Source organism: Paragemmobacter ruber (assembly GCF_009908315.1).
GTDB classification, from domain to species: domain Bacteria; phylum Pseudomonadota; class Alphaproteobacteria; order Rhodobacterales; family Rhodobacteraceae; genus Paragemmobacter; species Paragemmobacter ruber.
Genome location: NZ_JAAATW010000001.1, coordinates 1,620,223 through 1,641,593 on the forward strand (window position 1 = coordinate 1,620,223; position 21,371 = coordinate 1,641,593).

At 65.4% G+C, this 21,371-nt stretch carries 21 protein-coding genes; 2 read left to right on the forward strand and 19 right to left on the reverse strand.

What is annotated here, in order from left to right; genetic code table 11:
- Window positions 1-160: 160 nt before the first annotated feature.
- Window positions 161-1,027: a branched-chain amino acid aminotransferase gene (locus tag GU920_RS07940; RefSeq protein WP_161766374.1), complete on the forward strand. Its 867-nt coding sequence runs from the start codon at window positions 161-163 to the stop codon at window positions 1,025-1,027.
- A 6-nt stretch (window positions 1,028-1,033) separates the two neighbouring features.
- On the opposite strand, the gene GU920_RS07945 is transcribed toward GU920_RS07940, so the two are convergent.
- The 3 genes from GU920_RS07945 to GU920_RS07955 form a co-directional block, all read right to left on the reverse strand.
- On the reverse strand, window positions 1,034-1,210 hold the full coding sequence (locus GU920_RS07945) for a hypothetical protein (protein ID WP_161766375.1): 177 nt from the start codon (window positions 1,208-1,210) through the stop codon (window positions 1,034-1,036).
- Between the two features lie 111 nt (window positions 1,211-1,321).
- Complete coding sequence (locus GU920_RS07950) at window positions 1,322-2,320, reverse strand: dimethylarginine dimethylaminohydrolase family protein (protein ID WP_161766376.1); 999 nt, start codon at window positions 2,318-2,320, stop codon at window positions 1,322-1,324.
- Window positions 2,321-2,410: 90 nt separating this feature from the next.
- Window positions 2,411-2,839 (reverse strand): organic hydroperoxide resistance protein, encoded by a 429-nt coding sequence (locus GU920_RS07955; RefSeq protein WP_161766377.1) that lies wholly within the window; start codon window positions 2,837-2,839, stop codon window positions 2,411-2,413.
- Window positions 2,840-2,952: 113 nt separating this feature from the next.
- Between GU920_RS07955 and GU920_RS07960 the strand changes: the two genes are divergently transcribed.
- Window positions 2,953-3,390, forward strand: a complete 438-nt coding sequence (locus tag GU920_RS07960; protein WP_161766378.1) for a MarR family winged helix-turn-helix transcriptional regulator — start codon at window positions 2,953-2,955, stop codon at window positions 3,388-3,390.
- On the opposite strand, the gene GU920_RS19315 is transcribed toward GU920_RS07960, so the two are convergent.
- From GU920_RS19315 to GU920_RS08035, 16 genes are all read right to left on the reverse strand, one after another.
- On the reverse strand, window positions 3,387-3,554 hold the full coding sequence (locus tag GU920_RS19315; protein ID WP_201743995.1) for a hypothetical protein: 168 nt from the start codon (window positions 3,552-3,554) through the stop codon (window positions 3,387-3,389). The genes GU920_RS07960 and GU920_RS19315 overlap by 4 nt on opposite strands.
- Window positions 3,555-3,634: 80 nt before the next feature.
- Entirely contained in the window at window positions 3,635-4,669 is a 1,035-nt protein-coding gene (gene queG / locus GU920_RS07965; RefSeq protein WP_161766379.1) for a tRNA epoxyqueuosine(34) reductase QueG, read from the reverse strand.
- Window positions 4,670-4,752: 83 nt separating this feature from the next.
- Window positions 4,753-5,418, reverse strand: a complete 666-nt coding sequence (gene fzlA, locus GU920_RS07970; protein WP_161766380.1) for an FtsZ-binding protein FzlA — start codon at window positions 5,416-5,418, stop codon at window positions 4,753-4,755.
- 73 nt (window positions 5,419-5,491) lie between these two features.
- Window positions 5,492-6,229 carry a monofunctional biosynthetic peptidoglycan transglycosylase gene (gene mtgA, locus GU920_RS07975; protein WP_161766381.1) on the reverse strand — a complete coding sequence of 246 codons (738 nt, stop codon included), beginning with the start codon at window positions 6,227-6,229 and terminating at the stop codon, window positions 5,492-5,494.
- A gap of 153 nt (window positions 6,230-6,382) precedes the next feature.
- Entirely contained in the window at window positions 6,383-10,921 is a 4,539-nt protein-coding gene (gltB, locus tag GU920_RS07980; RefSeq protein ID WP_161766382.1) for a glutamate synthase large subunit, read from the reverse strand.
- A gap of 13 nt (window positions 10,922-10,934) precedes the next feature.
- Window positions 10,935-11,648 (reverse strand): hypothetical protein, encoded by a 714-nt coding sequence (locus tag GU920_RS07985; protein WP_161766383.1) that lies wholly within the window; start codon window positions 11,646-11,648, stop codon window positions 10,935-10,937.
- Window positions 11,645-12,427, reverse strand: a complete 783-nt coding sequence (locus tag GU920_RS07990; protein ID WP_161766384.1) for a hypothetical protein — start codon at window positions 12,425-12,427, stop codon at window positions 11,645-11,647. Before GU920_RS07990 ends, GU920_RS07985 begins: the two co-directional genes overlap by 4 nt.
- Window positions 12,428-12,443: 16 nt before the next feature.
- Window positions 12,444-13,880, reverse strand: a complete 1,437-nt coding sequence (locus tag GU920_RS07995) for an NAD(P)-dependent oxidoreductase (protein ID WP_161766385.1) — start codon at window positions 13,878-13,880, stop codon at window positions 12,444-12,446.
- 162 nt (window positions 13,881-14,042) lie between these two features.
- Window positions 14,043-14,843 (reverse strand): undecaprenyl-diphosphate phosphatase, encoded by an 801-nt coding sequence (locus GU920_RS08000; RefSeq protein WP_161766386.1) that lies wholly within the window; start codon window positions 14,841-14,843, stop codon window positions 14,043-14,045.
- 36 nt (window positions 14,844-14,879) lie between these two features.
- Complete coding sequence (locus GU920_RS08005) at window positions 14,880-15,866, reverse strand: complex I NDUFA9 subunit family protein (RefSeq protein WP_161766387.1); 987 nt, start codon at window positions 15,864-15,866, stop codon at window positions 14,880-14,882.
- Window positions 15,867-16,097: 231 nt separating this feature from the next.
- Window positions 16,098-16,946 (reverse strand): cytochrome c1, encoded by an 849-nt coding sequence (locus GU920_RS08010; RefSeq protein WP_161766388.1) that lies wholly within the window; start codon window positions 16,944-16,946, stop codon window positions 16,098-16,100.
- A 17-nt stretch (window positions 16,947-16,963) separates the two neighbouring features.
- The gene (gene petB / locus GU920_RS08015) at window positions 16,964-18,313 is read right to left on the reverse strand and encodes a cytochrome b (protein ID WP_161766389.1); all 1,350 of its coding nucleotides are present in this window, start codon (window positions 18,311-18,313) and stop codon (window positions 16,964-16,966) included.
- 11 nt (window positions 18,314-18,324) lie between these two features.
- A complete protein-coding gene (gene petA, locus GU920_RS08020; protein ID WP_161766390.1) occupies window positions 18,325-18,888 on the reverse strand; it encodes a ubiquinol-cytochrome c reductase iron-sulfur subunit in 564 nt (187 codons plus the stop codon).
- A 253-nt stretch (window positions 18,889-19,141) separates the two neighbouring features.
- A complete protein-coding gene (locus tag GU920_RS08025; RefSeq protein ID WP_161766391.1) occupies window positions 19,142-19,777 on the reverse strand; it encodes a LysE family translocator in 636 nt (211 codons plus the stop codon).
- Between the two features lie 25 nt (window positions 19,778-19,802).
- A complete protein-coding gene (locus tag GU920_RS08030) occupies window positions 19,803-20,408 on the reverse strand; it encodes a glutathione S-transferase (RefSeq protein ID WP_161766392.1) in 606 nt (201 codons plus the stop codon).
- Window positions 20,409-20,585: 177 nt separating this feature from the next.
- Window positions 20,586-21,191, reverse strand: coding sequence for an FMN-binding negative transcriptional regulator (locus GU920_RS08035; protein ID WP_161766393.1), 606 nt, complete (start codon window positions 21,189-21,191; stop codon window positions 20,586-20,588).
- Between the last annotated feature and the right edge of the window lie 180 nt (window positions 21,192-21,371).

The window sequence follows — 21,371 nt, forward strand, 5'->3', positions numbered from 1 at the left end:
CACCCCTCGCCGTCGCCCCGTCCCGTCACCCCGAATTTACGTCAGCCTTGTTGACTTTCCAAGAACCAACTGCTAGCTCGACACCAGTTTGACGCAACTTTATGTCCACCTTGGACCTAATCGGCGCAACATTCGCAAATTCATCCCTTGGGAGTGGGACATGGCCAGCTATGACGATCGCGACGGGTACATCTGGATGGATGGCAAACTGGTGGAATGGCGCGGGGCCAATGTCCACATCCTGACCCATGCCCTGCACTACGCCAGCGCGGTGTTCGAAGGCGAACGCTGCTACAATGGCAAGATCTTCAAATCGACCGAACATTCCGAACGCCTGCGCACCTCGGGCGAGTTGCTCGACATGCCGCTTCCCTATTCGGTGGAAGAGATCAACGCCGCCAAAGAGGCAGTGCTCAAGGCCAACAACCTGACCGATGCCTATGTCCGGGCCATCGCCTGGCGCGGCGCGGGCGAAGACATGGGCGTGGCAAGCAAGCGCAACCCGATCCGCCTCGCCGTGGCCTGCTGGTCCTGGGGCAATTACTACGGCGACGCCAAGATGAAGGGCGCCAAGCTCGACATCGCCAAATGGAAGCGCCCCTCGCCCGAAACCATCCCCCACGCCGCCAAGGCCGCCGGTCTCTACATGATCTGCACCATGTCCAAACACGCGGCCGAGGCGAAGGGTTGCTCGGACGCCATGATGTTCGACTACCGCGGCTACGTGGCCGAGGCGACGGGCGCCAACATCTTCTTCGTCAAGGATGGCGAAGTGCACACCCCCATCCCCGACGCGATCCTGAACGGCATCACCCGGCAAACCGTGATCGGGATGCTGCGCGACATGCAGATCAAGGTGCACGAGCGCCGGATCGAGGCGTCCGAGCTTGAAGGGTTCGAACAGTGCTTCCTCACCGGCACGGCGGCCGAGGTCACGCCGGTGGGCCAGATCGGCGACTACAACTTCGAGGTCGGCGATCTGACCAAGCGCATCTCGACCGAATACGAAAAGCTGGTCCGCGCCTGATCCGCATCACGCCCGCAGGCAGATCGTCAGCCACAGGCAGACAGCACCGCAGACGAAGGCGAAGGTTGCCCCCGCAACCTTCGCCTTTTCATTTCTGGGGCGTCGCAGCACCCGTCCCGCACCGGGATCGGCAGCGCCCGCCTCTGATCGGGTCAGACCCAGAAAGACCTGCGGCCCGATCATCCGCGCAAGGGCGCGGCGGATCCGTCTGGCAACTCCTTTCCTGGCCCTCCGCATGGCGCATCCCGTACGGGCCGATGCGCCCGGCGTGCAGCCCAGACCTTTCGATCCGCTTCACACCCCATCCCGGATCAAGGGCGTGGTGGAACAATGCAGCCCGCCCCCGTTCTTCTGCACCTCGGCATAGGGGATCGTCACCCAACTCACCCCAGCCGCTGCCAGCCGGTCCAGCGTGCGATTGGTGGCACCCTCGGGCATCAGCACCTTGCCCGGCGCGATGGCCAACGAATTCACGATCCACCCGTTATCCGCGGGGTCCGTCTCGATCCACCGGATCCCCCGCGCCCTCAACTCTTCAAGGAATGAAAACGGCAACCCCATCGGGTTCAGGATCGCCAGATCGCGGTCGATCATCAGGAAACTCACATCCAGATGGATGTCATAGCCCACCAGATCCACGATCAGCAGTTCCACCCCCTGCCGCGCCAGCACCTCGCGCACCTGTTCGGCCCCGTCGCGGTTCACCCGCACCCCCACGCCGATGGCGCAGGTCCGGGCGTTCAGCCAGGCAAAACTGCCGCCCTCCATCACACCCGTGCCGTTGATCGTGCGCAGGATCGGCACGCCCAGCCGCCCCAGCGTGCGGGTGATCGCCAATTCCTCGCCCCGCCGGATGCGCGCGCCCATCCGGCAGATGATCGCGCCCCCCTTCACCATGATCAGCGGATCGCGGGTATAGACCTGCTTCAGCCGGTTCCCCGCCTCGCCATCCACATAATGGACAACCACCCCCTCCGCCTCCAGTGCCGCGACAAAGGCTGCATGCTGGGCCTGCATCAGCGGGATGTCGGGCGGCGTGTCCGATTGGTAATACCACCCCACCGCCGGATCCCCGAAAGACCCGATCTCCGCCAACCGCTTCGACGGGTCCACAACCCCCATCTCCGGTCCCGGCCGGTGCATCAGGATTTCGCGGATGCGGCCCACATCATTGTCGATCCCCCAGACCTTGCCCCATGTCGCCGCCAACTCGCCCGGGTCTTCAAATCCCGGTTCCGCGCCCGCGGCAAAGGTCTTGATCGTCTGGGTATAGATCCAATGCGGATTGCTCATGACTGGCCCCTTCCTGTTGCAGGGCACAGCCTAAGGCGGCACCCCGCAAGGCCGCAAGGCGGCTGCGGGGTGCAAATCACCGGCGCCCGATCAGGCGATTACCGTTTCCACGGTGATGTTGCCCTTGGTCGCGTTGGAATAGGGGCAGATGAAATGCCCGCGCTCGGCGATCTTCTCCGCCACCGCGCGCTCCACCCCCGGCAGGGTCACCACCAGCTTCACATGCAACCCGAACCCGCCATCCGACCGCGGCCCGATCCCCACATGGGCGTTCACCGTTGCATTGTCCGGCACCGTCCCCAGCTTCTCGCTGCTCGCGGCAAAGCGCATCGCGCCAAGGTAACAGGCCGCATAGCCCACCGCGAACAACTCCTCCGGGTTATGCCCCGCGCCCGATCCGCCCAGTTCCTTGGGGCTGGTCATCGTCACGGTCAGCTTGCCATCCACCAGCTTGGCCACACCATTGCGCCCACCGCCGGTGGCCTGTGCTTCGGTCCAGTATTTCGGATCCACAGACATCTTGAGCCTCCTTGTAATTCCTACGCGATTAAATCGCACGCGATCATTCTAGCGCGCCCTGCGGCAAGGGTCAACCGCTTGCCGTTTCATCGCGCGCGATATAATCTTCGGCCATGAGCGACCACCCCATCCCGCCCCCACCCCAGATGCTGTGCTTCGCGCTCTATTCCGCAGGCCATGCCATGCAGGCCGCCTACAAACCCCTGCTCGATCCGCTCGGCCTCACCTATCCACAATACCTCGTCCTCGCCGCGCTCTGGGATCGTGACGGCCAGACCGTCGGTCAGCTTGGCGCCACCCTCTTTCTGGAAAGCAACACGCTGACACCGCTCCTCAAGCGGCTGGAACAGGCCGGATGGATCAGCCGCGGCCGCGACAAGGCCGATGAACGACAGGTCCGCCTCCACCTCACGGATGCCGGTCGCGCGTTGCAGGACAAGGCCGCCCCCGTGCCGCTCTGCTTTCTCGAAAACACGGGCCTCAGCGCCGATCAGGCGACCGACCTGCGCGATGTCCTCGCCATCCTGCGCGACAGGCTCCGCCGGCGCTAGGCCATCCGCCCCCGCTCGATCCGCAGGAACTGCAACAGCCGCTGTCCCCCCGCTGCGCCGCGCGGGCGGTGCCATGTCTCGCGCGGGGTCCGCGACAGCCGCATAAACTGCTTCACGCGGCTGCCCGTCGACGGGCTGCGCTTGTCGGCAACATGCTTGCTCATGCCATCCTCCATGACAGGTCGGATCATCAGCCTAACACCGAATCCCCGCTTCCCGAAACCCTGCCTTGGCGGGCCCCGGTTCAGGACAGGCGGTCCACCGCCCAGCTTGCCGCCTCCGCCACCGTCGGATCGGCATCTTCCCGCAACCCTGCCGCCACGGCGCGCAAGTCCGGCATCCCCGAATTCCCGATGGCATAAAGCACATTGCGCACGAACCGATCCCGCCCGATCCGCTTGATCGGGCTGCCCGCGAACCTCGCCCGGAACCCCGCATCGTCCAACACCGCAAGTTCCGCCAATTCCGGCGCCCCCACGCGCGGCTGATAGCCGATCTCCGTCGCGGCTTTCGCAAACTTGTTCCAGGGGCAGACCGCCAGACAGTCATCACAGCCATAGATGCGATTGCCCATAAGGCCCCGCAGCCCCTCCGCCACCGGCCCGCGATGCTCGATCGTCAGATAGGAAATGCAGCGCCGCGCATCCAGCTGATAGGGCGCCGGAAAGGCCCCGGTCGGGCAGATGTCCAGACAGGCGGTGCACGTCCCGCAATGGCTCTGCTCGGGCACATCCTTGGGCAGATCCAGCGTGGTGAAGATCGCGCCCAGAAAGAACCAGTTCCCCAAATCCCGCGACAAAAGGTTGGTGTGCTTGCCCTGCCAGCCCAGCCCCGCCGCCTGTGCCAGGGGCTTTTCCATCACCGGCGCGGTATCGACGAAAACCTTGATCGCCTCCCCCGGTTCCGCCTGATCCAGAAGCCAGCGCCCCAGACGCTTCAACCGCCGCTTCACCAGATCGTGGTAATCCTTCCCCTGCGCATAGACGCTGACCGCCCCCCGGTCGCGCGCCTCCAGCACCGCCAGCGGGTCACCCGTGGGCGTGTAGCATTCCGCCAGCATGATCACCGATCGCGCCTCGGGCCACAGCGCCGCCGCGCTCCCCCGCCACGCCACCCGCTCGCCCATCCACGCCATCTGCCCCTGGCGCCCCTCGGCCAGCCACGCCGCCAGCCGCCCCGCCGCCTCCGGCACGGCATCGGGCGCGCAGATCCCCAGCGCTGCAAACCCCTCGGCCCGCGCCTGCGCCTCCAGCCTGTCCTTCAGGATGTCCAGCTTCATCTTGGCCCAAATACCCTCTGGGGGTGCGGGGGGCGAAGCATCCCCCGCCCGATTTTTCGCAGGAAAATCGTACCCGCCCGCCGTCAGAAATCCAGATCGGCGTAATGGGCAGGCGGCGGAAAGCCCGGCACCTGATCGGCCAGCAGCGTGCGGAAACAGGGGCGCGATTTCACCTTCGCATACCAATCCTTCACCGCCGCCGACCGGTTCCAGTCCACGTCCGAGATGTAATCAAGGCAGGACAGATGCGCCGCCGCCGTCAGATCGGCCAGCGTCATCACATCACCGGCCAGCCAGCGCCGCTGATCCAAAAGCCACCCCATATAGTCGAGGTGGTACTTGATCCGGCTCGCCCCGAACTTCACGTTCTTGCTGTCGGGGTAACCCTGACCCATCACCTTCTTGTTCACCCGCTCATACAGCAGCTTCGACGTCACTTCCTCATGGAACTTGTCGTCGAACCACGCGCACAGCCGCCGCACCTCATAACGCGCCTCGGGATCGCGCGGCATCAGCTGCGGGGTGGGAACGGCCTCCTCCAGATATTCACAGATGGCCTGGCTTTCCGACATCACCCGATTGTCCCAGCGCAGCACAGGCACCTTGCCCGCCGGGTTGCGGCGCAGGAAATCGGGCGAAGGCTCCCAGTACCGCTCTTCCACCAGTTCCACCTCCAGCCGCTTCTCGGCCAGCGTCAACCGCACCTTGCGGCAATAGGGTGACAGCGGAAAATGATAGAGACGGATCATCTGAAACGGGCATCCCGTGATGTCATGAAACGGTCAGACGTCTTTGCCCCGTCAGGGACGGGAATTCAACGGCTCATTCCTCGAAACAGGCCGCCCGGCCATCCGCCGCTATCGTTTCCGCGCCCCCGATGATCGCCCGCGTCCGCGACCGCACGAAATCCGACGGGTTCGATGCCGACCGCCCCTTGGGATCGGGCAGCACGGCGGCCAGACGCGCCGCCTGCGTGGGTGTCAGATCGCGCGCATCCACCCCGAAATGATGCTGCGCCGCCGCCTGCACGCCAAAGACGCCCTCATCGAACTCCGCCACGTTGAGATAGACCTCAAGGATGCGCCGCTTGCTCCAAACCGTCTCCACCACCGGCGTGATGAGCCCTTCCAGCGCCTTGCGCAGCCAGGACCGCCCATGCCAGAGAAAGACGTTCTTCACCGTCTGCTGGCTGATGGTCGATGCCCCCCGGTTCGACCCCTCTGCCACCGCCTCGCGGATGGCCGCCATGTCAAAGCCCCAATGCAGGCAGAAATTCGCATCCTCCGCCGCGACCGCCGACCGCGCCATCACCGGCGCGATCTCTTCGATCGGCACCCAGTCCCGCTCGATGCCGCCCAGCCGCAGCGACTCGCCCAGTTGATAGAAATTGATCGGCGGCGGAACGAAGGAAAACAGCACGATCAGCACGGCAAACAGCGCGGCCACCCCGCCCGCGATCCGTCCGGCCCAGCGCAAGACACGCCGCTTCAGCGGTGGCCGCACGGCAGGAGCGGCCGCCTTGCGCGGCTTTCGGACGGGTTTTTCGGGGCTGTCGGTCATTGCGGCACCATAGCCATGCAGAGGGCGGCGCGGTCAAGGCACGGCAGTCACCCCGCCGCCCCGCCCCCGCCCGCGCCTACGATTTTCCTTCGAAAAATCAGGCGCGGCGGCCCCTGAATTTTCGAATGGAAGTTCGTGGGGGCCGCCCTCACCTCACTCTGCCGGGACCTTCGCCACCTCGTCCGACAGGGGATGCGCCAGATGCGGCAACATCTCCTTGGGGCAGACCTGCAGGAAGTTGCGCTTCTCGCTCTCCCAATTGGCAAGGATCCGCTCGGCGATGCGCGAACCCGTCTCGGCAAGATGCACCTCGATCAGCCCGCGCAGCTGCGCCTCCCAATGCGGATGCCCGATGCCGCAGGTCAGGATCGACTCGAGGTTCATGAACTCTTCCGCCATCCCGTCGGGATCATAGACATAGGCCATCCCCCCGGTCATGCCTGCGCCAAAGTTCGCGCCGATCCGGCCAAGGATCACCGCAACGCCGCCGGTCATGTATTCACAGCCGTTCGACCCGCAGCCCTCGACCACCACCTTGGCGCCCGAGTTGCGCACCGCGAAGCGCTCACCCGCCCGCCCGCTGGCAAACAGATAGCCATCCGTCGCGCCATACAGCACCGTGTTGCCGATGATCGTGTTCTCCTCCGCCCGCAACGGCGAAGACATCATCGGCCGCACCGTGATCATGCCGCCCGAAAGGCCCTTGCCCACATAATCGTTGGCATCGCCCTGCACCTCGATCTTCAGACCGCGCACCGAAAACGCGCCCAGCGACTGGCCGCAGGATCCGGTCAGCTTCACCGTCAGATGGTCGGGCTGCAGGCTGTTGCGCATCCCGAACTTCTTCACGATATGGCTCGACGCCCGCGTCCCGATGGTGCGATGCGTGTTCCGCACCGCATAGGACAGCTGCATCTTCTCGCCATCCTCGAAGAACCGCGCGCCGTCGCGGATGATCTCGGCATCCAGCGTATCTGGCACCGCATTGCGCGGCTTCGACCGGTCATAGGTGATCTTCGATGCGCCATCGACCGTGATCAGCAGCGGGTTCAGGTCCAGATCATCCAGCGCCGCATGGCCCCGGCTCACCTGCGTCAGCAGGTCCGCTCGCCCGATGATCTCATCCATCGACCGCGCGCCGATCGAGGCGAGTATTTCCCGCACCTCCTGCGCATAGAAGGTGATCAGGTTCACCACCTTGTCGGCATTGCCGGTGAACTTGGCGCGCAGCGCCTCGTTCTGGGTGCAGACGCCCACGGGGCAGGTGTTCGATTGGCACTGGCGCACCATGATGCAGCCCATGGCGATCAGCGCGGCCGTGCCGATGCCATATTCCTCGGCCCCCATCATCGCGGCCATCACCACATCGCGCCCCGTCCGCAACCCGCCATCGGTGCGCAGCGTCACCCGCTCGCGCAGGTTGTTCATCGCCAGCACCTGATGCGCCTCGGTCAGCCCCATCTCCCAGGGCAGACCGGCATATTTGATCGAGGTCGCAGGCGACGCGCCCGTCCCGCCGTTATGGCCGGAAATCAGGATCACATCCGCCTTTGCCTTGGCCACGCCCGCCGCGATGGTGCCCACGCCCGAGGCCGACACCAGCTTCACCGTCACCTTGGCGCGCGGGTTGATCTGCTTCAGGTCATAGATCAGCTGCGCCAGATCCTCGATGGAATAGATGTCATGGTGCGGCGGCGGCGAAATCAGCGTCACCCCCGGCGTCGAATGGCGCAGCCGCGCGATCAGCGCCGTCACCTTCATCCCCGGCAACTGCCCGCCTTCGCCGGGCTTTGCCCCTTGGGCCACCTTGATCTCCAACTCCTCGCAGGCGTTCAGATACTCGGCGGTCACGCCAAAGCGGCCCGACGCTACCTGCTTGATCTTGGCGCTCGGGTTGTCGCCGTTCGGCTCCGGCACGAAATGCGCCGGGTCCTCGCCGCCCTCGCCGCTGTCCGACTTGGCGCCGATGCGGTTCATGGCGACGTTCAGCGTCTTGTGCGCCTCAGGCGAAAGCGCGCCAAGGCTCATCCCCGGCGTGACGAACCGCTTGCGGATCGACGTGATGCTTTCCACCTCTTCGATCGGCACCGGCTTGCCCAGCGTCTTGATGTCCAAGAGGTCGCGCAGATGGATGGGCGGGTTGGCCCGCATCGCCGCCGAATACTGCTTCCACAGGTCATAGCTCGCCCGGTCACAGGCCGATTGCAGCATGTGCATCGTCTGCGCTTCCCAGGCGTGCTTCTCGCCCGACCGCCGCGCCTTGTAGAACCCGCCGATGGGCAGCACATCTGCGCCCCCCAGCCAGCCCTTGGCATGCACCTCTTCCAGCTTCTGCTCGATCCCCGTCAGGCCGATGCCAGAGATGCGGCTGTGCATCCCGGGGAAATACTCCGCCACCATGGCCCGGCTCAGACCGACGGCTTCAAAGTTCAGCCCCCCGCGATAGCTGGAGATGACCGAGATCCCCATCTTCGACATGATCTTCAAAAGCCCGGCGTCGATGGCATCGCGATAGCGCCGCATCGCATCGGTCAGGCTGCCTTCCAGCAGCCCGCGCGAAATCCGGTCGGCAATCGAATCCTGCGCCAGATAGGCGTTCACCGTGGTCGCACCACAGCCGATCAGCACCGCGAAGTAATGCGGATCAATGCACTCGGCCGACCGCACATTCACCGAACAGAAGGTCCGCAGCCCCTTGCGCGTCAGCCAGCTATGCACCGCGCTGGTGGCCAGGATCATCGGCATCGGCACCCGGTCCGGCCCCTGATGCTGATCGGTCAGCACCAGATGCCCCGCACCCGACCGCACGGCATCCTCGGCCTCGGCCCGGATCCGCTCCAGCCCCTGCCGCAGATCATCCAGCCCCGGCGACACCGGGAAGGTGCAGTCGATAAAGGCCACCTGATCGCCGAACTGCTTCACCATCACGTCGAACTCGGCGTTCGCGATGAAGGGGCTTTCCAGAACCAGAATCTCTGTCTGGCTGGAGTTTTCATCCAGCACGTTGCGCAGGTTGCCGAATCGCGTCTTCAGGCTCATCACGCGCCCTTCGCGCAAGCTGTCAATCGGCGGGTTCGTCACCTGGCTGAAGTTCTGGCGGAAGAAATGGCTCAGCGGGCGATAGACCTTCGACAGCACAGCCGAAGGCGTGTCATCGCCCATGCTGGCCACCATCTCCTTGCCGTCTTCGGCCATCGGCGCCAGCACCTGCTCCAGCTCCTCCACCGTATAGCCGGCGGCGATCTGGCGGCGGCGCAGGTCAGGCCCGCTGAACAGGGCGCTTTCCGGCACGTCACGCAGCAGGCTGTTCAGATCGACGATCTTCTCGATCCAGTCGCCATAGGGCTGGCTCGCCGCCAGTTTGTCCTTCATCTCGGCATCGTGGTAGAGCTTGCCCTCCAGCATATCCACCGCGATCATCTGCCCCGGCCCCAGCGCGCCCTTCTCGCGCACCGTGGTTTCATCCACCGGCACCATCCCGGCTTCCGACCCCGCGATCAGCATCCCGTCCCCGGTGATGACATAGCGCATCGGGCGCAGCCCGTTCCGGTCCAGACCGCCGCAGACCCAGCGCCCATCCGTCATGGCCAGCGCGGCCGGGCCGTCCCACGGCTCCATCACGGAATTACAATAGGCATACATGTCCGCCCATGCCTTCGGCATGTCGGTCGTGGTCTTGGACCAGGCTTCCGGCACAAGCATGGTCTTCGCCATCGGGGCGGAACGGCCAGACCGCACCAGCACCTCGAACACCGCATCCAGCGCGCCACTGTCCGACGTCCCCGACGGGATGATCGGCTTGATGTCCTCGGCCGCGTCGCCAAAGTTGTTGCTGGCCATGCGGATCTCATGGCTCCGCATCCAATTCACGTTGCCCTTCAGCGTGTTGATCTCGCCGTTATGGGCCAGCATCCGGAACGGCTGCGCCAGCCACCACTGCGGGAAGGTGTTGGTGGAATAGCGCTGGTGATAGATCGCAAAGGACGATTCAAACCGCTCGTCCATCAGATCGGGATAGAACACCGCCACCTGCTCGGCCAGCATCATGCCCTTGTAGATGATGCTCCGGCAGGACAACGAACACAGATAAAGCCCCTGGATCTGCGCCGCCACCGCCGCCTTCTCGATCCGGCGGCGGATGATGTACAGCTCGCGCTCGAACTGCTCCTGATCAATGTCCTTCTCGCAGCGGATCAGGATCTGCTCGATCTCGGGCCGCGTCGCATTGGCCTTCTCGCCCAGCACTTCGGTGTTCACCGGCACGTGCCGCCAGCCATAGATGTAATGGCCCATCCGCAGCACTTCGGTTTCCACGATCGTCCGGCACCGCTCCTGCGCGCCGAAATCCGTGCGCGGCAGGAACACCTGCCCCACGGCGATCAGCTTGCTCGGGTCGGGTTCATGCCCCGTGCGCCGCACCACATCGTAAAAGAACTTCACCGGGATCTGCACATGGATTCCCGCGCCGTCGCCCGTCTTGCCATCGGCATCCACCGCGCCCCGGTGCCACACGGCCTTCAGCGCGTTGATCCCGTTCTCCACCACCTTGCGCGACGGCTTGCCCGAAACCGCCACCACCAGCCCCACGCCGCAGGACGAATGTTCGTCATCCTGCTTGTACAGCCCATTGTCATGCAGCCACTGCCGCTTGGCTTCCTCGGCCTTCACCCAGGCTTCATCATAGATCGTCATGGCTCGGGTCTCCTTACGACTTTGGCGGCAACGGCAGCGATGACATCACGGCATCGCAATCGAACAGCGGTTGGGTGCTGGCGAAACCGGGTTCGCCAGGAAAGATGAACTGCACGGGGCTTCCGTCCAGCGGCAAAAAGCTTCCTTCGCCGCCGTCCCATTCCGACGGGCCGGAAAAGAACATCCGCCACTCGGGATGGATGTATTCATTCCCGCGCGACCGGCGCAGGACGTTTCCGCTCAGGTCCGTCTCGGTATAGTTGAACTCGGTCTCCTGCAGGGTGATCCCGTCGATCACCACCTGCCGCCCGGTCAGCCGGTCGCCGCCGCGCACGCGGGTGCGCTCGCCTGTGTCATCCGACAGGCCGAAGATGTAATCGTCGCGCCCCTGCGCCAGCAGATCGGAAAACGATGCCGGGTCAGACGGGTTGGGATCCAGCGTCTGACGCACCGTCGGGTCGATCTCGAAGCTTTCCACCCACTGCGCCTCGTAATCTATGCGCGACAGGAAGAACGGTCCCTCCTGATCGAAATCCGCCCGCCACTGATCGCCCGGCGCATTAGCGGTGCATTTGTAATGGTTCGACACCCGGCACCCCTTGGCCTGCACCGTCATGAAGGTGGTGCATCCCTCAGGCGGCGTGAAACTGCCCGCCACGGCAGGGGTCGCAAAGCCGATGGCCACACAGGGCAATACGGGCAACAGGGGCAGAAGGGCGCGGATCATGCGGCAACTCCTTTGCTGCGGGCGTTCAGTTGTTCGGCCAACAGACTGGCCAGCGCCTCGCCCCGGCGGGAAAAGGCATGGTCCAGCACGGCGGGCAGCAGCCCCGCGCGCTTGATCCGCGGCGCGGTGTCGTGCCGCGTGCGGGGCAGGAAATACAGCGCCGCATTGGCCGCCCGCGGCAGCAGGCGGATCTGCGGCTTCTCCATCCGCGACAGGCCCATCACGATGTGATGGTCCGTCCCGGCGGCCATGTGATCGGCGGCATTGCGGATGCGGATCGCCCCGATCCGGCGGCGATAGCGAGTCCACCGCCCCTCATCAGGCACCAGCGCCGGGTCGATCGACATCTGCGGCGAAAAGGCCAGCGCCGCCCGCACCGGGACAAAGCCGCCAATCACCAGCGCCGCGAAACCGCCCATCGAATAGCCCAGCGTCACCGTCTCATCCGTCCCGGCCTCGTCCCGCGCCGCCTCGATCACCTCGACGATCTCTTCGATCAGCCCGGGCGCGTTCAGCCACGACCGCTGCGGATCGCCGATGAACACCGCGCTGTCGCGCCCGCCTGCCGTCGCGCTTTGCGCGAATTCCAGAACCGGGGGCGTATCCGGGGCATGGCCCACCGAACAGAACACCACCACCAGCCGCCGACTGGTGCCGCGATGCCACCACACCCACAGCCGCCGGTCCTTGCGCAGCAGCGGGATGTCCAGACGGGGCAGGGCAGGGGCCATCACCCCGCCCACCGCATCCGCCTGCCCCTCGCCGGCTGACATGCCCACTCTGCGCCCTCCGGCCCTATTCCGCCGCCACTTGGGCAGGCTGCGCCAGATAGTCGAGGATGGCCTCCGCCGCCTCGCGCCCATCGCGGATCGCCCAGACCACCAGCGAAGCGCCCCGCACGATATCGCCCGCCGCATAGACGCCCGGCAGGCTTGTCTCATGGGTGCGGAAATCGGCCTTGATCGTCCCCCAGCGCGTCACCGCCAGATCCGGCACGCCCCACAGCGTCGGCACATCCTCGGGCTCGAACCCCAGCGCCTGCACCACCAGATCGGCAGGCTCCACATAATCCGCGCCCTCGATGATCTCGGGCGACTGCCGCCCGGTGGCATCGGGGGCACCCAGACGCATCCGCTGCACCATCACGCCCTCGACGGCATCCCCCCCGGTGAACCCCTTGGGCGCGGTCAGCCAGACGAACTCCACGCCTTCTTCCTCGGCATTCTGCACCTCGCGCTGCGACCCCGGCATGTTCGCCCGGTCGCGCCGATACAGGCACTTCACCGATGTGGCGCCCTGCCGGATCGCGGTGCGCACGCAGTCCATCGCCGTGTCGCCGCCCCCGATCACCACCACGCGCTTGCCTTCTGCGTTCAATTCGCCGCTGTCAAACTCGGCCACATCATCGCCAAAGCTCTTGCGGTTCGACGCCGTCAAATAGTCCAGCGCCTTCACGATGCCCTTCGCCCCCACGCCGGGGGCCGCGATATCGCGCGCCTTGTAGACACCCGTCGCGATCAGCACCGCGTCATGCTGACCCCGGATCGCGTCAAAGCTGATATCCTCGCCCACGTTGCAATTCATCACGAACTGCACGCCCGCCTCTTCCAACTGGTCGATGCGCTGCATCACCACGGGCTTTTCCAGCTTGAACCCCGGGATCCCATAGGTCAGCAGCCCGCCCGCCCGGTCATAGCGATCGTACACCGTCACCTGCACGCCCCGGCGGCGCAGCATGTCCGCCGCCGCAAGGCCCCCCGGCCCGGCGCCGATGATCCCCACCGATTCCGTCCGCTCGGCATGGGGGCGGATCGGCTGCACCCAGCCGTTCTCCCATGCTGTATCGGTGATGTATTTCTCCACCGATCCGATGGTCACCGTGCCATGGCCCGACTGTTCGATCACGCAATTGCCTTCGCACAGCCGGTCCTGCGGGCAGATGCGGCCGCAAATCTCAGGGAAGGTATTGGTCGCCTGGCTGATCTCATAGGCCTCCTGCAACCGCCCCTCGGCGGTCAGGCGCAGCCAGTCGGGGATGTTGTTGTGCAAAGGGCAGTGCGACTGGCAATAGGGCACGCCGCACTGGCTGCACCGCCCCGCCTGTTCGGCGGCCTTCTCGGCGGCATATTCCCGGTAGATTTCGTGAAAATCCTGCGCCCGCAGGTTGGCCGGCCGCTTTTCGGGCGTCTCCTTGCCCACGGTCACGAACTGAAGCATGCGGTTCTTTGCCATGAGGCGCCCTCTCTGACGGGTTTTCTCGGGTGCGCCTTCTTACCCTGCCTGCCTGCAGGATAAAAGTCAGTATAGTTTACCTATTATGATGTTTTTTCAGGAACAGGTCAAAATCGCTGCCCATTTTCCCGAAAATTAGGTCAGCACAGTTTCCAATCCTGCCTAGAAACCCAGCAAAAGCAGGATCAGCGCCCCCCCGCCCACAATGATTCGCCACCAGCCAAAGATCGCAAACCCATTCCGGCTTACGAAATCCAGCGTCCAGCGCACCACCAGCACCGCCGACACAAAGGCCATCGCAAAGCCCACGCCGATATCCAGCACGGCGGAAAAATCCAGAACGTCCCGGCTCTTGTACAGGTCATAGGCAAAGGCCCCGGCCATCGTGGGCATTGACAGAAAGAACGAAAACTCGGCCGAGGCGCGTTTGCCCACGCCCAGCATCCGCGCCCCCACGATCGTCGCGCCAGACCGGCTCACCCCCGGGATCATGGCCAGACACTGGATGAACCCGATGATCAGCGCCTTGCGAAAGGGCAGGGCCATCGCCTCCTCATGCACGGACTCCGGCGCCACCCGGTCGATCACCAGCAAGACAAACCCGCCCAGAATCAGCATCACCGCAATCAGGATGGGTGTCTCGAACAGCACGGTCTTGATGATGTCATGCGCCAGTACGCCCACCACCACCGCCGGAACGAAGGCCAGCAGCACCGACGCCACGAACCGGGCCGAGGCCGGATCGCTGTGCATGGTCGATGCGACGCGCCACAGCTTGCCCGCATAGACCGTCAGGATCGCCAGCACCGCGCCCAGCTGGATCACCACCTCGAAGGTGCGCCCGGGGCTGTCAAACCCCAGAAAATGCCCCGCCAGCAGCAGATGCCCGGTCGATGACACGGGGATGAATTCCGTCAGCCCCTCGATCAGGCCAAGGAAGGCGGCGATCAGCGTGTTTTCCATCTGTCCCTTCCGGCCCGCGATCCGCCCGCTGGCAGATCAGACCTTGCGCAGGTTCTTGGCCGATTCCTTGATCGCCGCATACTGGCCCGACGGGCGATACCGCCACAGATACTCCGGCAACACCGGATCCATGGCCGTGGGCGTGATCCCCAGATCGACCAGCCCCTTAGCCCCCGGCGCCACCACATTGTCGGTCCGCAGGTTGCGCACCTGATCCCGCGTGATCAGGCCGTTCTGGAACAGGCCCAGCGTCACCGCCTGCAACAGATCGAACGCACCACCCATGATGCTGGCCACAAAGAACGGCACGTTCACGATCATCCGCCGCCGCCGGATCACCGTCAGCATCTTCTGCATCAGCGTGCGGAAGGTCGCCACATCCGGCCCGCCCAGTTCATACACCCCCGGCGCCGCTGCGCCCGTGATCCCCTTCACCGCCGCCTGCGCCACATCATCCACATAGACCGGCTGGAACTTCGTCCCCGCGCCCACCACCGGCAGCACAGGCCCGAACCGCGTCATCGCGGCAAAGCGGTTGAAGAACCCGTCCTCGTTGCCGAAGATGATCGACGGCCGCAGGATCACCGCGCCCGGAAAGGCCGCCAGAACCGCCGCCTCGCCCGCCGCCTTGGTGCGCTGGTATTCCGATGCGCTGTCCGCATCCGCGCCGATGGCCGAAAGATGCACCAGCCGCGCCACGCCCTCTTCGGCCGCGAGCCGCGCGATGCGCGCGGCGCCGCCGGACTGGACGGCGTCAAAGGTGTTCTTGCCAGACCGGTTCAGGATGCCTACGCAGTTCACCACCGCATCCGCCCCCCGCATCGCCGCCCGGACAGAGGCATCGTCGCGGATGTTGCAGGCCACAGGCTCCACCTGACCCACCACGCCATAGGGTTTCACGAACAGCGCCTCGTTCGGCCGCCGCACGGCCACGCGCACGCGCCAGCCCTCCTTGGCCATGCGGCGCGCGATGTATCGCCCGACAAACCCCGACCCGCCATAGATGGTGACAAGCTTGTTCATGTCCGGTTCCCCAATCCACTTTGCGCCGTGATTACACGCTTGCACGCCGAAGGCCAAGCATCCGCAGCGCCGCAGGCGCGGGGCTACGATCTTCCTTCGAAAAATCACCCCGCGCTGCCGGCCACCCGATGGCACCCAGAATTTTCGAAGGAAATTCGTACTGTCCCGCGGCAAAAGAAAAACCCCGCGTCGGGCGCGGGGTTCTTCAATCTCGTCACCGATCCGGCGGTATCAGGCCTTCTTGCCCTTCACGCCCGCCCAGATCCGCTTGTTCGTCAGATACAGAAGCGACGCGAGGATCGTCAGGAAGATCACCGCCTTGAAGCCCGCCTCGCGGCGGTCCATCAGCTTCGGCTCCGCCGCCCACATCAGGAAGGACGACACATCCTCCGCCATCTGGCTCTTGGTGGCGGGGGTACCGTCGGCATAGGTCACCAGATCATCTGCCAGCGGCTCGGGCATCGCGATCCAGCTGCCCGGAATGGTGGACACGCCATGCTCGTCCTTGCAGGTCTCGGGGATCGCGCCTTTGTCGAAGGACGTGTTGTAGTAGAACCCGTCGATGCCATCGGGGGCACATTCCGGGTTCTCTTCGTAATGGGTCAGCAGCGAATACATGTATTCTGCCCCGCCCATGCCGTTGAACAGCTGGCTCATCCCCGTGCCATAGGGCCCGGAAAAGCCCGCCCGCGCCTTCGTCATCAGCGAAAGGTCAGGCGCGCCTTCCATGGCCGAGGCCGGGAAGTGATCCGTCGGCAGGCCGGCGCGATCCTCACCGGTTTCCGCATCGGTCACGGTGAACTGTTCGGCATAGGCGCGCACCTGATCTTCGGGCAGCTGCGGGCCGCCTTCGTCGGCCAGCGTGCGGATCGGCACGTATTTCAGCCCGTGGCAGGCCGAGCAGACCTCGGTGTAAACCTGAAGCCCGCGCTGCAGCTGAAACTGGTCAAACTTGCCGAAGGGGCCTTCATGGGCGAAGGCCACATCGGTGATCTCCCGATGACCACCGCCCGCCGCCAGTGCCGCGCCAGAGGTCGCCACCACCGCCAGCGCGGCCGAGAGTGCGATTTTCCTGATCATGGTCTCAGTTTCCTCTCTCACTCGGCCGGTTGCGCGATGGCATTGCCACCCGAACCGCCGCTGCCCTTGCCGTAATGGGCATTGAAGTCATCCTCGATCGTCGCCGGCTGCGGCAGCGGCTTCTCGATCACGCCCATCAGCGGCAGGATCACCAGGAAGTAGGCGAACCAATAGGCCGACGCGATCAGCGAGATGGTGGCATAGGGCTCTTCCGCCGGCATCGCGCCGACCCACATCAGAACCATGAAATCCACCACCAGCAGCGCGAACCACCACTTCATCATCGGGCGATAGCGGCCCGACCGCACGGTGGAGGTGTCCAGCCACGGCGCCAGCGCCATCACCGCGATCGCCCCGAACATCGCCAGCACGCCAAAGAACTTGGCGTCGATGATGCCAAAGGTGATCCACTCCGCCGCGATCACGACCCAGACATCGGCCGTAAAGGCGCGCAGGATCGCGTAGAAGGGCAGGAAGTACCATTCCGGCACGATATGCGCGGGCGTCGCCAGCGGGTTCGCCTCGATGTAGTTGTCGGGGTGGCCCAGATAGTTGGGCATGAAGCCCACGATCGCGAAGAACACCGCAAGGATCACGGCCAGCGCGAACAGGTCCTTGATCACGTAATAGGGCCAGAACGGCACCGTGTCGCGCGCGGCCTCTTCCTTCGACCCGCGGCGCACCTCAACCCCGGTCGGGTTGTTGTTGCCGGTGGTGTGGAACGCCCAGATATGCACGGCCACAAGGCCCGCGATCACGAAGGGCAGCAGATAGTGCAGCGAGAAGAAGCGGTTCAGCGTGGCGTTGTCCACCGCAGGCCCGCCCAGAAGCCAGGTCTGGATCGCCTCGCCCACGCCCGGGATCGCGCCGAACAGGCCGGTGATCACCGTGGCGCCCCAGAACGACATCTGCCCCCACGGCAGCACATAGCCCATGAAGGCCGTGGCCATCATCAGCAGATAGATCAGCATCCCGATGATCCACGTCACCTCGCGCGGGGCCTTGTAGGACCCGTAGTATAGGCCGCGGAAGATGTGCAGATAGACCGCCACGAAGAACAGCGACGCGCCGTTCTGGTGCAGGTAGCGGATCATGTAGCCGCCATTCACGTTGCGCATGATGTGTTCGACCGACGCGAAGGCGTAATCGACATGCGGCGTGTAATGCATCACCAGCACGATGCCCGTGATGATCTGCAGCGCCAGACAGAAGGTCAGAACGATGCCCCAGATCCACATCCAGTTCAGGTTCTTGGGCGTGGGGATCATGATCGTGTCGTACATCAGCCCCACGATCGGCAGCCGCTTGTGCAGCCACTTCTCGCCGCCCGTCTTGGGCTCGTAATGGTCGTGCGGAATTCCAGCCATATCTCCGTTCCTCACCCAAGCTTGATCGTGGTTTCGTCAACAAAGGCCGCCACCGGCACCGGCAGGTTGCGCGGGGCGGGGCCGCGGCGGATACGCCCGGCCGTGTCATAGTGCGACCCGTGGCAGGGGCAGAACCAGCCCCCGAAATCGCCGGCGCCATCGCCCAGCGGCACGCAGCCCAGATGGGTGCACACCCCCATCATCACCAGCCACTCACCCGCCTCGTCCAGCGTGCGGTTCTGGTCAGATGCGTCGGCACCCGGCTGCGCGTTGGCATTCTCGGCCAGCGGATCGGGCAGGTCGGTCAGCGCCGTGGCGCGCGCGGCTTCGATCTCTTCCGGCGTGCGGCGGCGGATGAACACCGGCTTGCCCAGCCATTTTACCGTCAGCTGCGTGCCCTGCTCGACGCCCGAGACGTCGACAAAGATCGACGCCAGCGCCTGCACGTCGGCAGAAGGGTTCATCTGGTTGATCAGCGGCCAGACAGCGGCGCCCGTGGCAACCGCACCGGCCCCTGCCGTAGCGTAGTACAGGAAATCCCGACGGGTGCCTGCGTTCTCTTCAGCGTGGGACACGAGATCTTCTCCCTTCCAAAGCCGCGGGGCCGTCCCGCGACTCGCATATCAACATGGGCCGCGGTTCCCCGCAGCCTTGCCCGGCGGCTTTTAGACGTGTCGCGCTGGCTCGTCCAGCGGACAAACGGGCGCATCCCGGCCAAAAGCCCAAGGAAATCACGCCCTCCGCCCGCGCGCACCGTCCAGCGCCACCCAACGCCCGGCTTACGACCTGACTTTCGCGTTGTAGAGTCTGGCCCACCGCGCGCCCGTCTCAACCCCCTGCGACAAGTCGTAGCGCGAATCCCGCAAACAGAAACCCCGCCAAGGCCTGCAAAACCCATCCGGCCCGCAGGTAGAGCCGGGCCGCACCCACAGTTGAAAACAGAATCACATAGATTCCGTGAATCGCGAAAGACGCCACACAGGCCCCGGCACACAGGATCGCCACATCTCCCGGCCCGGCCGCCTGCAGCGGAAACATCCCCAGCACCGCCAGCCACGAGGTCAGCGCCTTGGGATTGACCGCGTTCACCGCCAGCGCGCGGCGAAACCCTGTGGCAAAGCCCGCCCCGTCCTGCCCCTGCGGCAGGGCCATGCCCCGCGCCCGAAAGCCGCGCCACGCCGCCCGCAGATAGCGCCACGCAAACCACGACAGCAGCACCACCGCCGCCCCTGTCAGCACCGCCTGCGCGCCGGGCAGCACCCCGATCACCGCCGCCACGCCCAGCACCATCCCCAGACACCACAGCCCGATGCCAAGACCCACGCCCGCGGCCGATCCCATCCCCGCCGCCCGCCCCGACCCCAGCGCCAGCGCCACCGTGTTCAAGACATTCGGCCCCGGCGTGGCGATATTGGCCGCCAGAAACAGCCAGACCGCCGCAAACTCGCCCCAGGGCAGGGTCATCGCGCCAGCCTCCGCGCGGGCCGGGTCAGACCGGCACGGTCGCCTGCATCGACGGGCGGGCCGCAAACTGCGCATACCACGCCGCCAGACGCGGGCGGCCAACGCGCCAGCCCCGCGCGTCATGGCGGAAATCCAGATAGCCCAGCGCACAGCCCACCGCGATCTGCCCAGCGTCCAAAGACCCCTCCAGATGCGCGATCCACCGCGTCTCAAGCGCGTCGAGCGCGCGGTCCACCTTGGCCCACTGCCCTTCGACCCAGGGGCCAAAGCGCATCTCCTCGGGCCGGATACGCCCCTCATAGACCATCAGCAGCGCGGCATCGAGGATGCCATCCCCCGTCGCCTCAACCGTCAGCGTATCCCACAGCCGCGCTCCCGTGGGGTAGAGCCCTGCACCCGCCCGGTCGTCCAGATAGCGGCAGATCACCCGGCTGTCATAAAGCGCAGGCCCATCCGCCCGCTCCAGCGCAGGCACCTTGCCCAGTGGATTGGCCTCAAGCGGCGCGGTCCCCGGATCGACCGGGTTTCCCGAACCCGTGATCCGCTCCACATCGCCCAACTGCCCGGTCTCGTGCAGCAGCACCATGACCTTGCGCACATAAGGCGAGGTGGGCGAATGATAGAGGCGCATGTCAAAACCCTCCGCAGGCCATCGCCCGCGACCCTAGGCCCGTCCCCGCCAACCTGCAACCACCCGCCGGAGCGGTTCTTGACGCAAAAACCGCTCCGGAATTTGCGCCAAATTCCGCTTCCCCCAAAGGCAGGCCCACGACACCGCGGCAGGCCGCGGCCCACCCCGCCATTCCCCTTACCCCAAGGCCCGCATCAATGCCGCGATCTCCGCCGCCATCCCGCCCTGCGCCTCCAGCGCCGCGATCACCCCGGCCCGCACTTCCGGCGTCTTGTTCTGGTTCAGCTTCCACGTCCCGTCCACCGCCGTGACCTCAAGCCGAAAGGGCAGGATGCCCCGCATCATCCGCTCCATCACGCCCTCGCCCATCTTGTCCTTGGTCCAGGGCCGCTTGTCCGCCAGCCGTCCTTCGAACACCCCGGTCAGCGCGTCCACCTGCGGCTCCAACTCTGCCGCGCCCATCGGGTGCAGCATCCCGCGCAGATGCACCGCAACATAGTTCCACGTCGGCACCTGATCCGGCACCCCGTACCAGTCGGGCGAGACATAGGCATCCGGCCCCTGCACGGCCAGAAGCGCGGGCGCGGGCAGCGCGGCCCGCGCGATCCCGTTCGACCGCGCCAGATGCACCTCCACCGCGCCGCCGGGGGCGATCACAAAGGGCACATGCGCCGCCAGCGGCCCCTCCGGCCCGTTGATGCACAGCATCCCGAAACCGCGCCGGGCGGCAAAGGCCAGGTTCTCCTCCCGGCTTGCGCCGCGAAAGGCCGGATTCGGATGCATGACATGACCCTCCAAAGTATTCGCCGTTTCATGGTTAACGCACCGCGCAACGTGCGCTGCGTGCATACGCCCGTCTGCACGCGCGCCTGCACACGATCCGGCACGCCCCGGAACGGCACACCGGCAGGATTTACACAGCGTTCCCGGTCACTTGGCAATCCATCCTGCCACCCCGGCGCG

Bases quoted from the DNA above. Each gene is read 5' to 3' on its own strand.
- GU920_RS07985 (WP_161766383.1), bottom strand. From the start codon at position 11,648: ATGATCCGCGCCCTTCTGCCCCTGTTGCCCGTATTGCCCTGTGTGGCC.
- GU920_RS07995 (WP_161766385.1), bottom strand. From the start codon at position 13,880: ATGGCAAAGAACCGCATGCTTCAGTTCGTGACCGTGGGCAAGGAGACG.
- GU920_RS08005 (WP_161766387.1), bottom strand. From the start codon at position 15,866: ATGAACAAGCTTGTCACCATCTATGGCGGGTCGGGGTTTGTCGGGCGA.
- GU920_RS07945 (WP_161766375.1), bottom strand. From the start codon at position 1,210: ATGATCGGGCCGCAGGTCTTTCTGGGTCTGACCCGATCAGAGGCGGGC.
- GU920_RS08010 (WP_161766388.1), bottom strand. From the start codon at position 16,946: ATGATCAGGAAAATCGCACTCTCGGCCGCGCTGGCGGTGGTGGCGACC.
- GU920_RS07950 (WP_161766376.1), bottom strand. From the start codon at position 2,320: ATGAGCAATCCGCATTGGATCTATACCCAGACGATCAAGACCTTTGCC.
- petB (WP_161766389.1), bottom strand. From the start codon at position 18,313: ATGGCTGGAATTCCGCACGACCATTACGAGCCCAAGACGGGCGGCGAG.
- queG (WP_161766379.1), bottom strand. From the start codon at position 4,669: ATGAAGCTGGACATCCTGAAGGACAGGCTGGAGGCGCAGGCGCGGGCC.
- GU920_RS19315 (WP_201743995.1), bottom strand. From the start codon at position 3,554: ATGAGCAAGCATGTTGCCGACAAGCGCAGCCCGTCGACGGGCAGCCGC.
- GU920_RS07960 (WP_161766378.1), top strand. From the start codon at position 2,953: ATGAGCGACCACCCCATCCCGCCCCCACCCCAGATGCTGTGCTTCGCG.
- gltB (WP_161766382.1), bottom strand. From the start codon at position 10,921: ATGACGATCTATGATGAAGCCTGGGTGAAGGCCGAGGAAGCCAAGCGG.
- fzlA (WP_161766380.1), bottom strand. From the start codon at position 5,418: ATGATCCGTCTCTATCATTTTCCGCTGTCACCCTATTGCCGCAAGGTG.
- mtgA (WP_161766381.1), bottom strand. From the start codon at position 6,229: ATGACCGACAGCCCCGAAAAACCCGTCCGAAAGCCGCGCAAGGCGGCC.
- GU920_RS07940 (WP_161766374.1), top strand. From the start codon at position 161: ATGGCCAGCTATGACGATCGCGACGGGTACATCTGGATGGATGGCAAA.
- GU920_RS08025 (WP_161766391.1), bottom strand. From the start codon at position 19,777: ATGACCCTGCCCTGGGGCGAGTTTGCGGCGGTCTGGCTGTTTCTGGCG.
- GU920_RS08000 (WP_161766386.1), bottom strand. From the start codon at position 14,843: ATGGAAAACACGCTGATCGCCGCCTTCCTTGGCCTGATCGAGGGGCTG.
- GU920_RS08035 (WP_161766393.1), bottom strand. From the start codon at position 21,191: ATGCATCCGAATCCGGCCTTTCGCGGCGCAAGCCGGGAGGAGAACCTG.
- GU920_RS08030 (WP_161766392.1), bottom strand. From the start codon at position 20,408: ATGCGCCTCTATCATTCGCCCACCTCGCCTTATGTGCGCAAGGTCATG.
- GU920_RS07955 (WP_161766377.1), bottom strand. From the start codon at position 2,839: ATGTCTGTGGATCCGAAATACTGGACCGAAGCACAGGCCACCGGCGGT.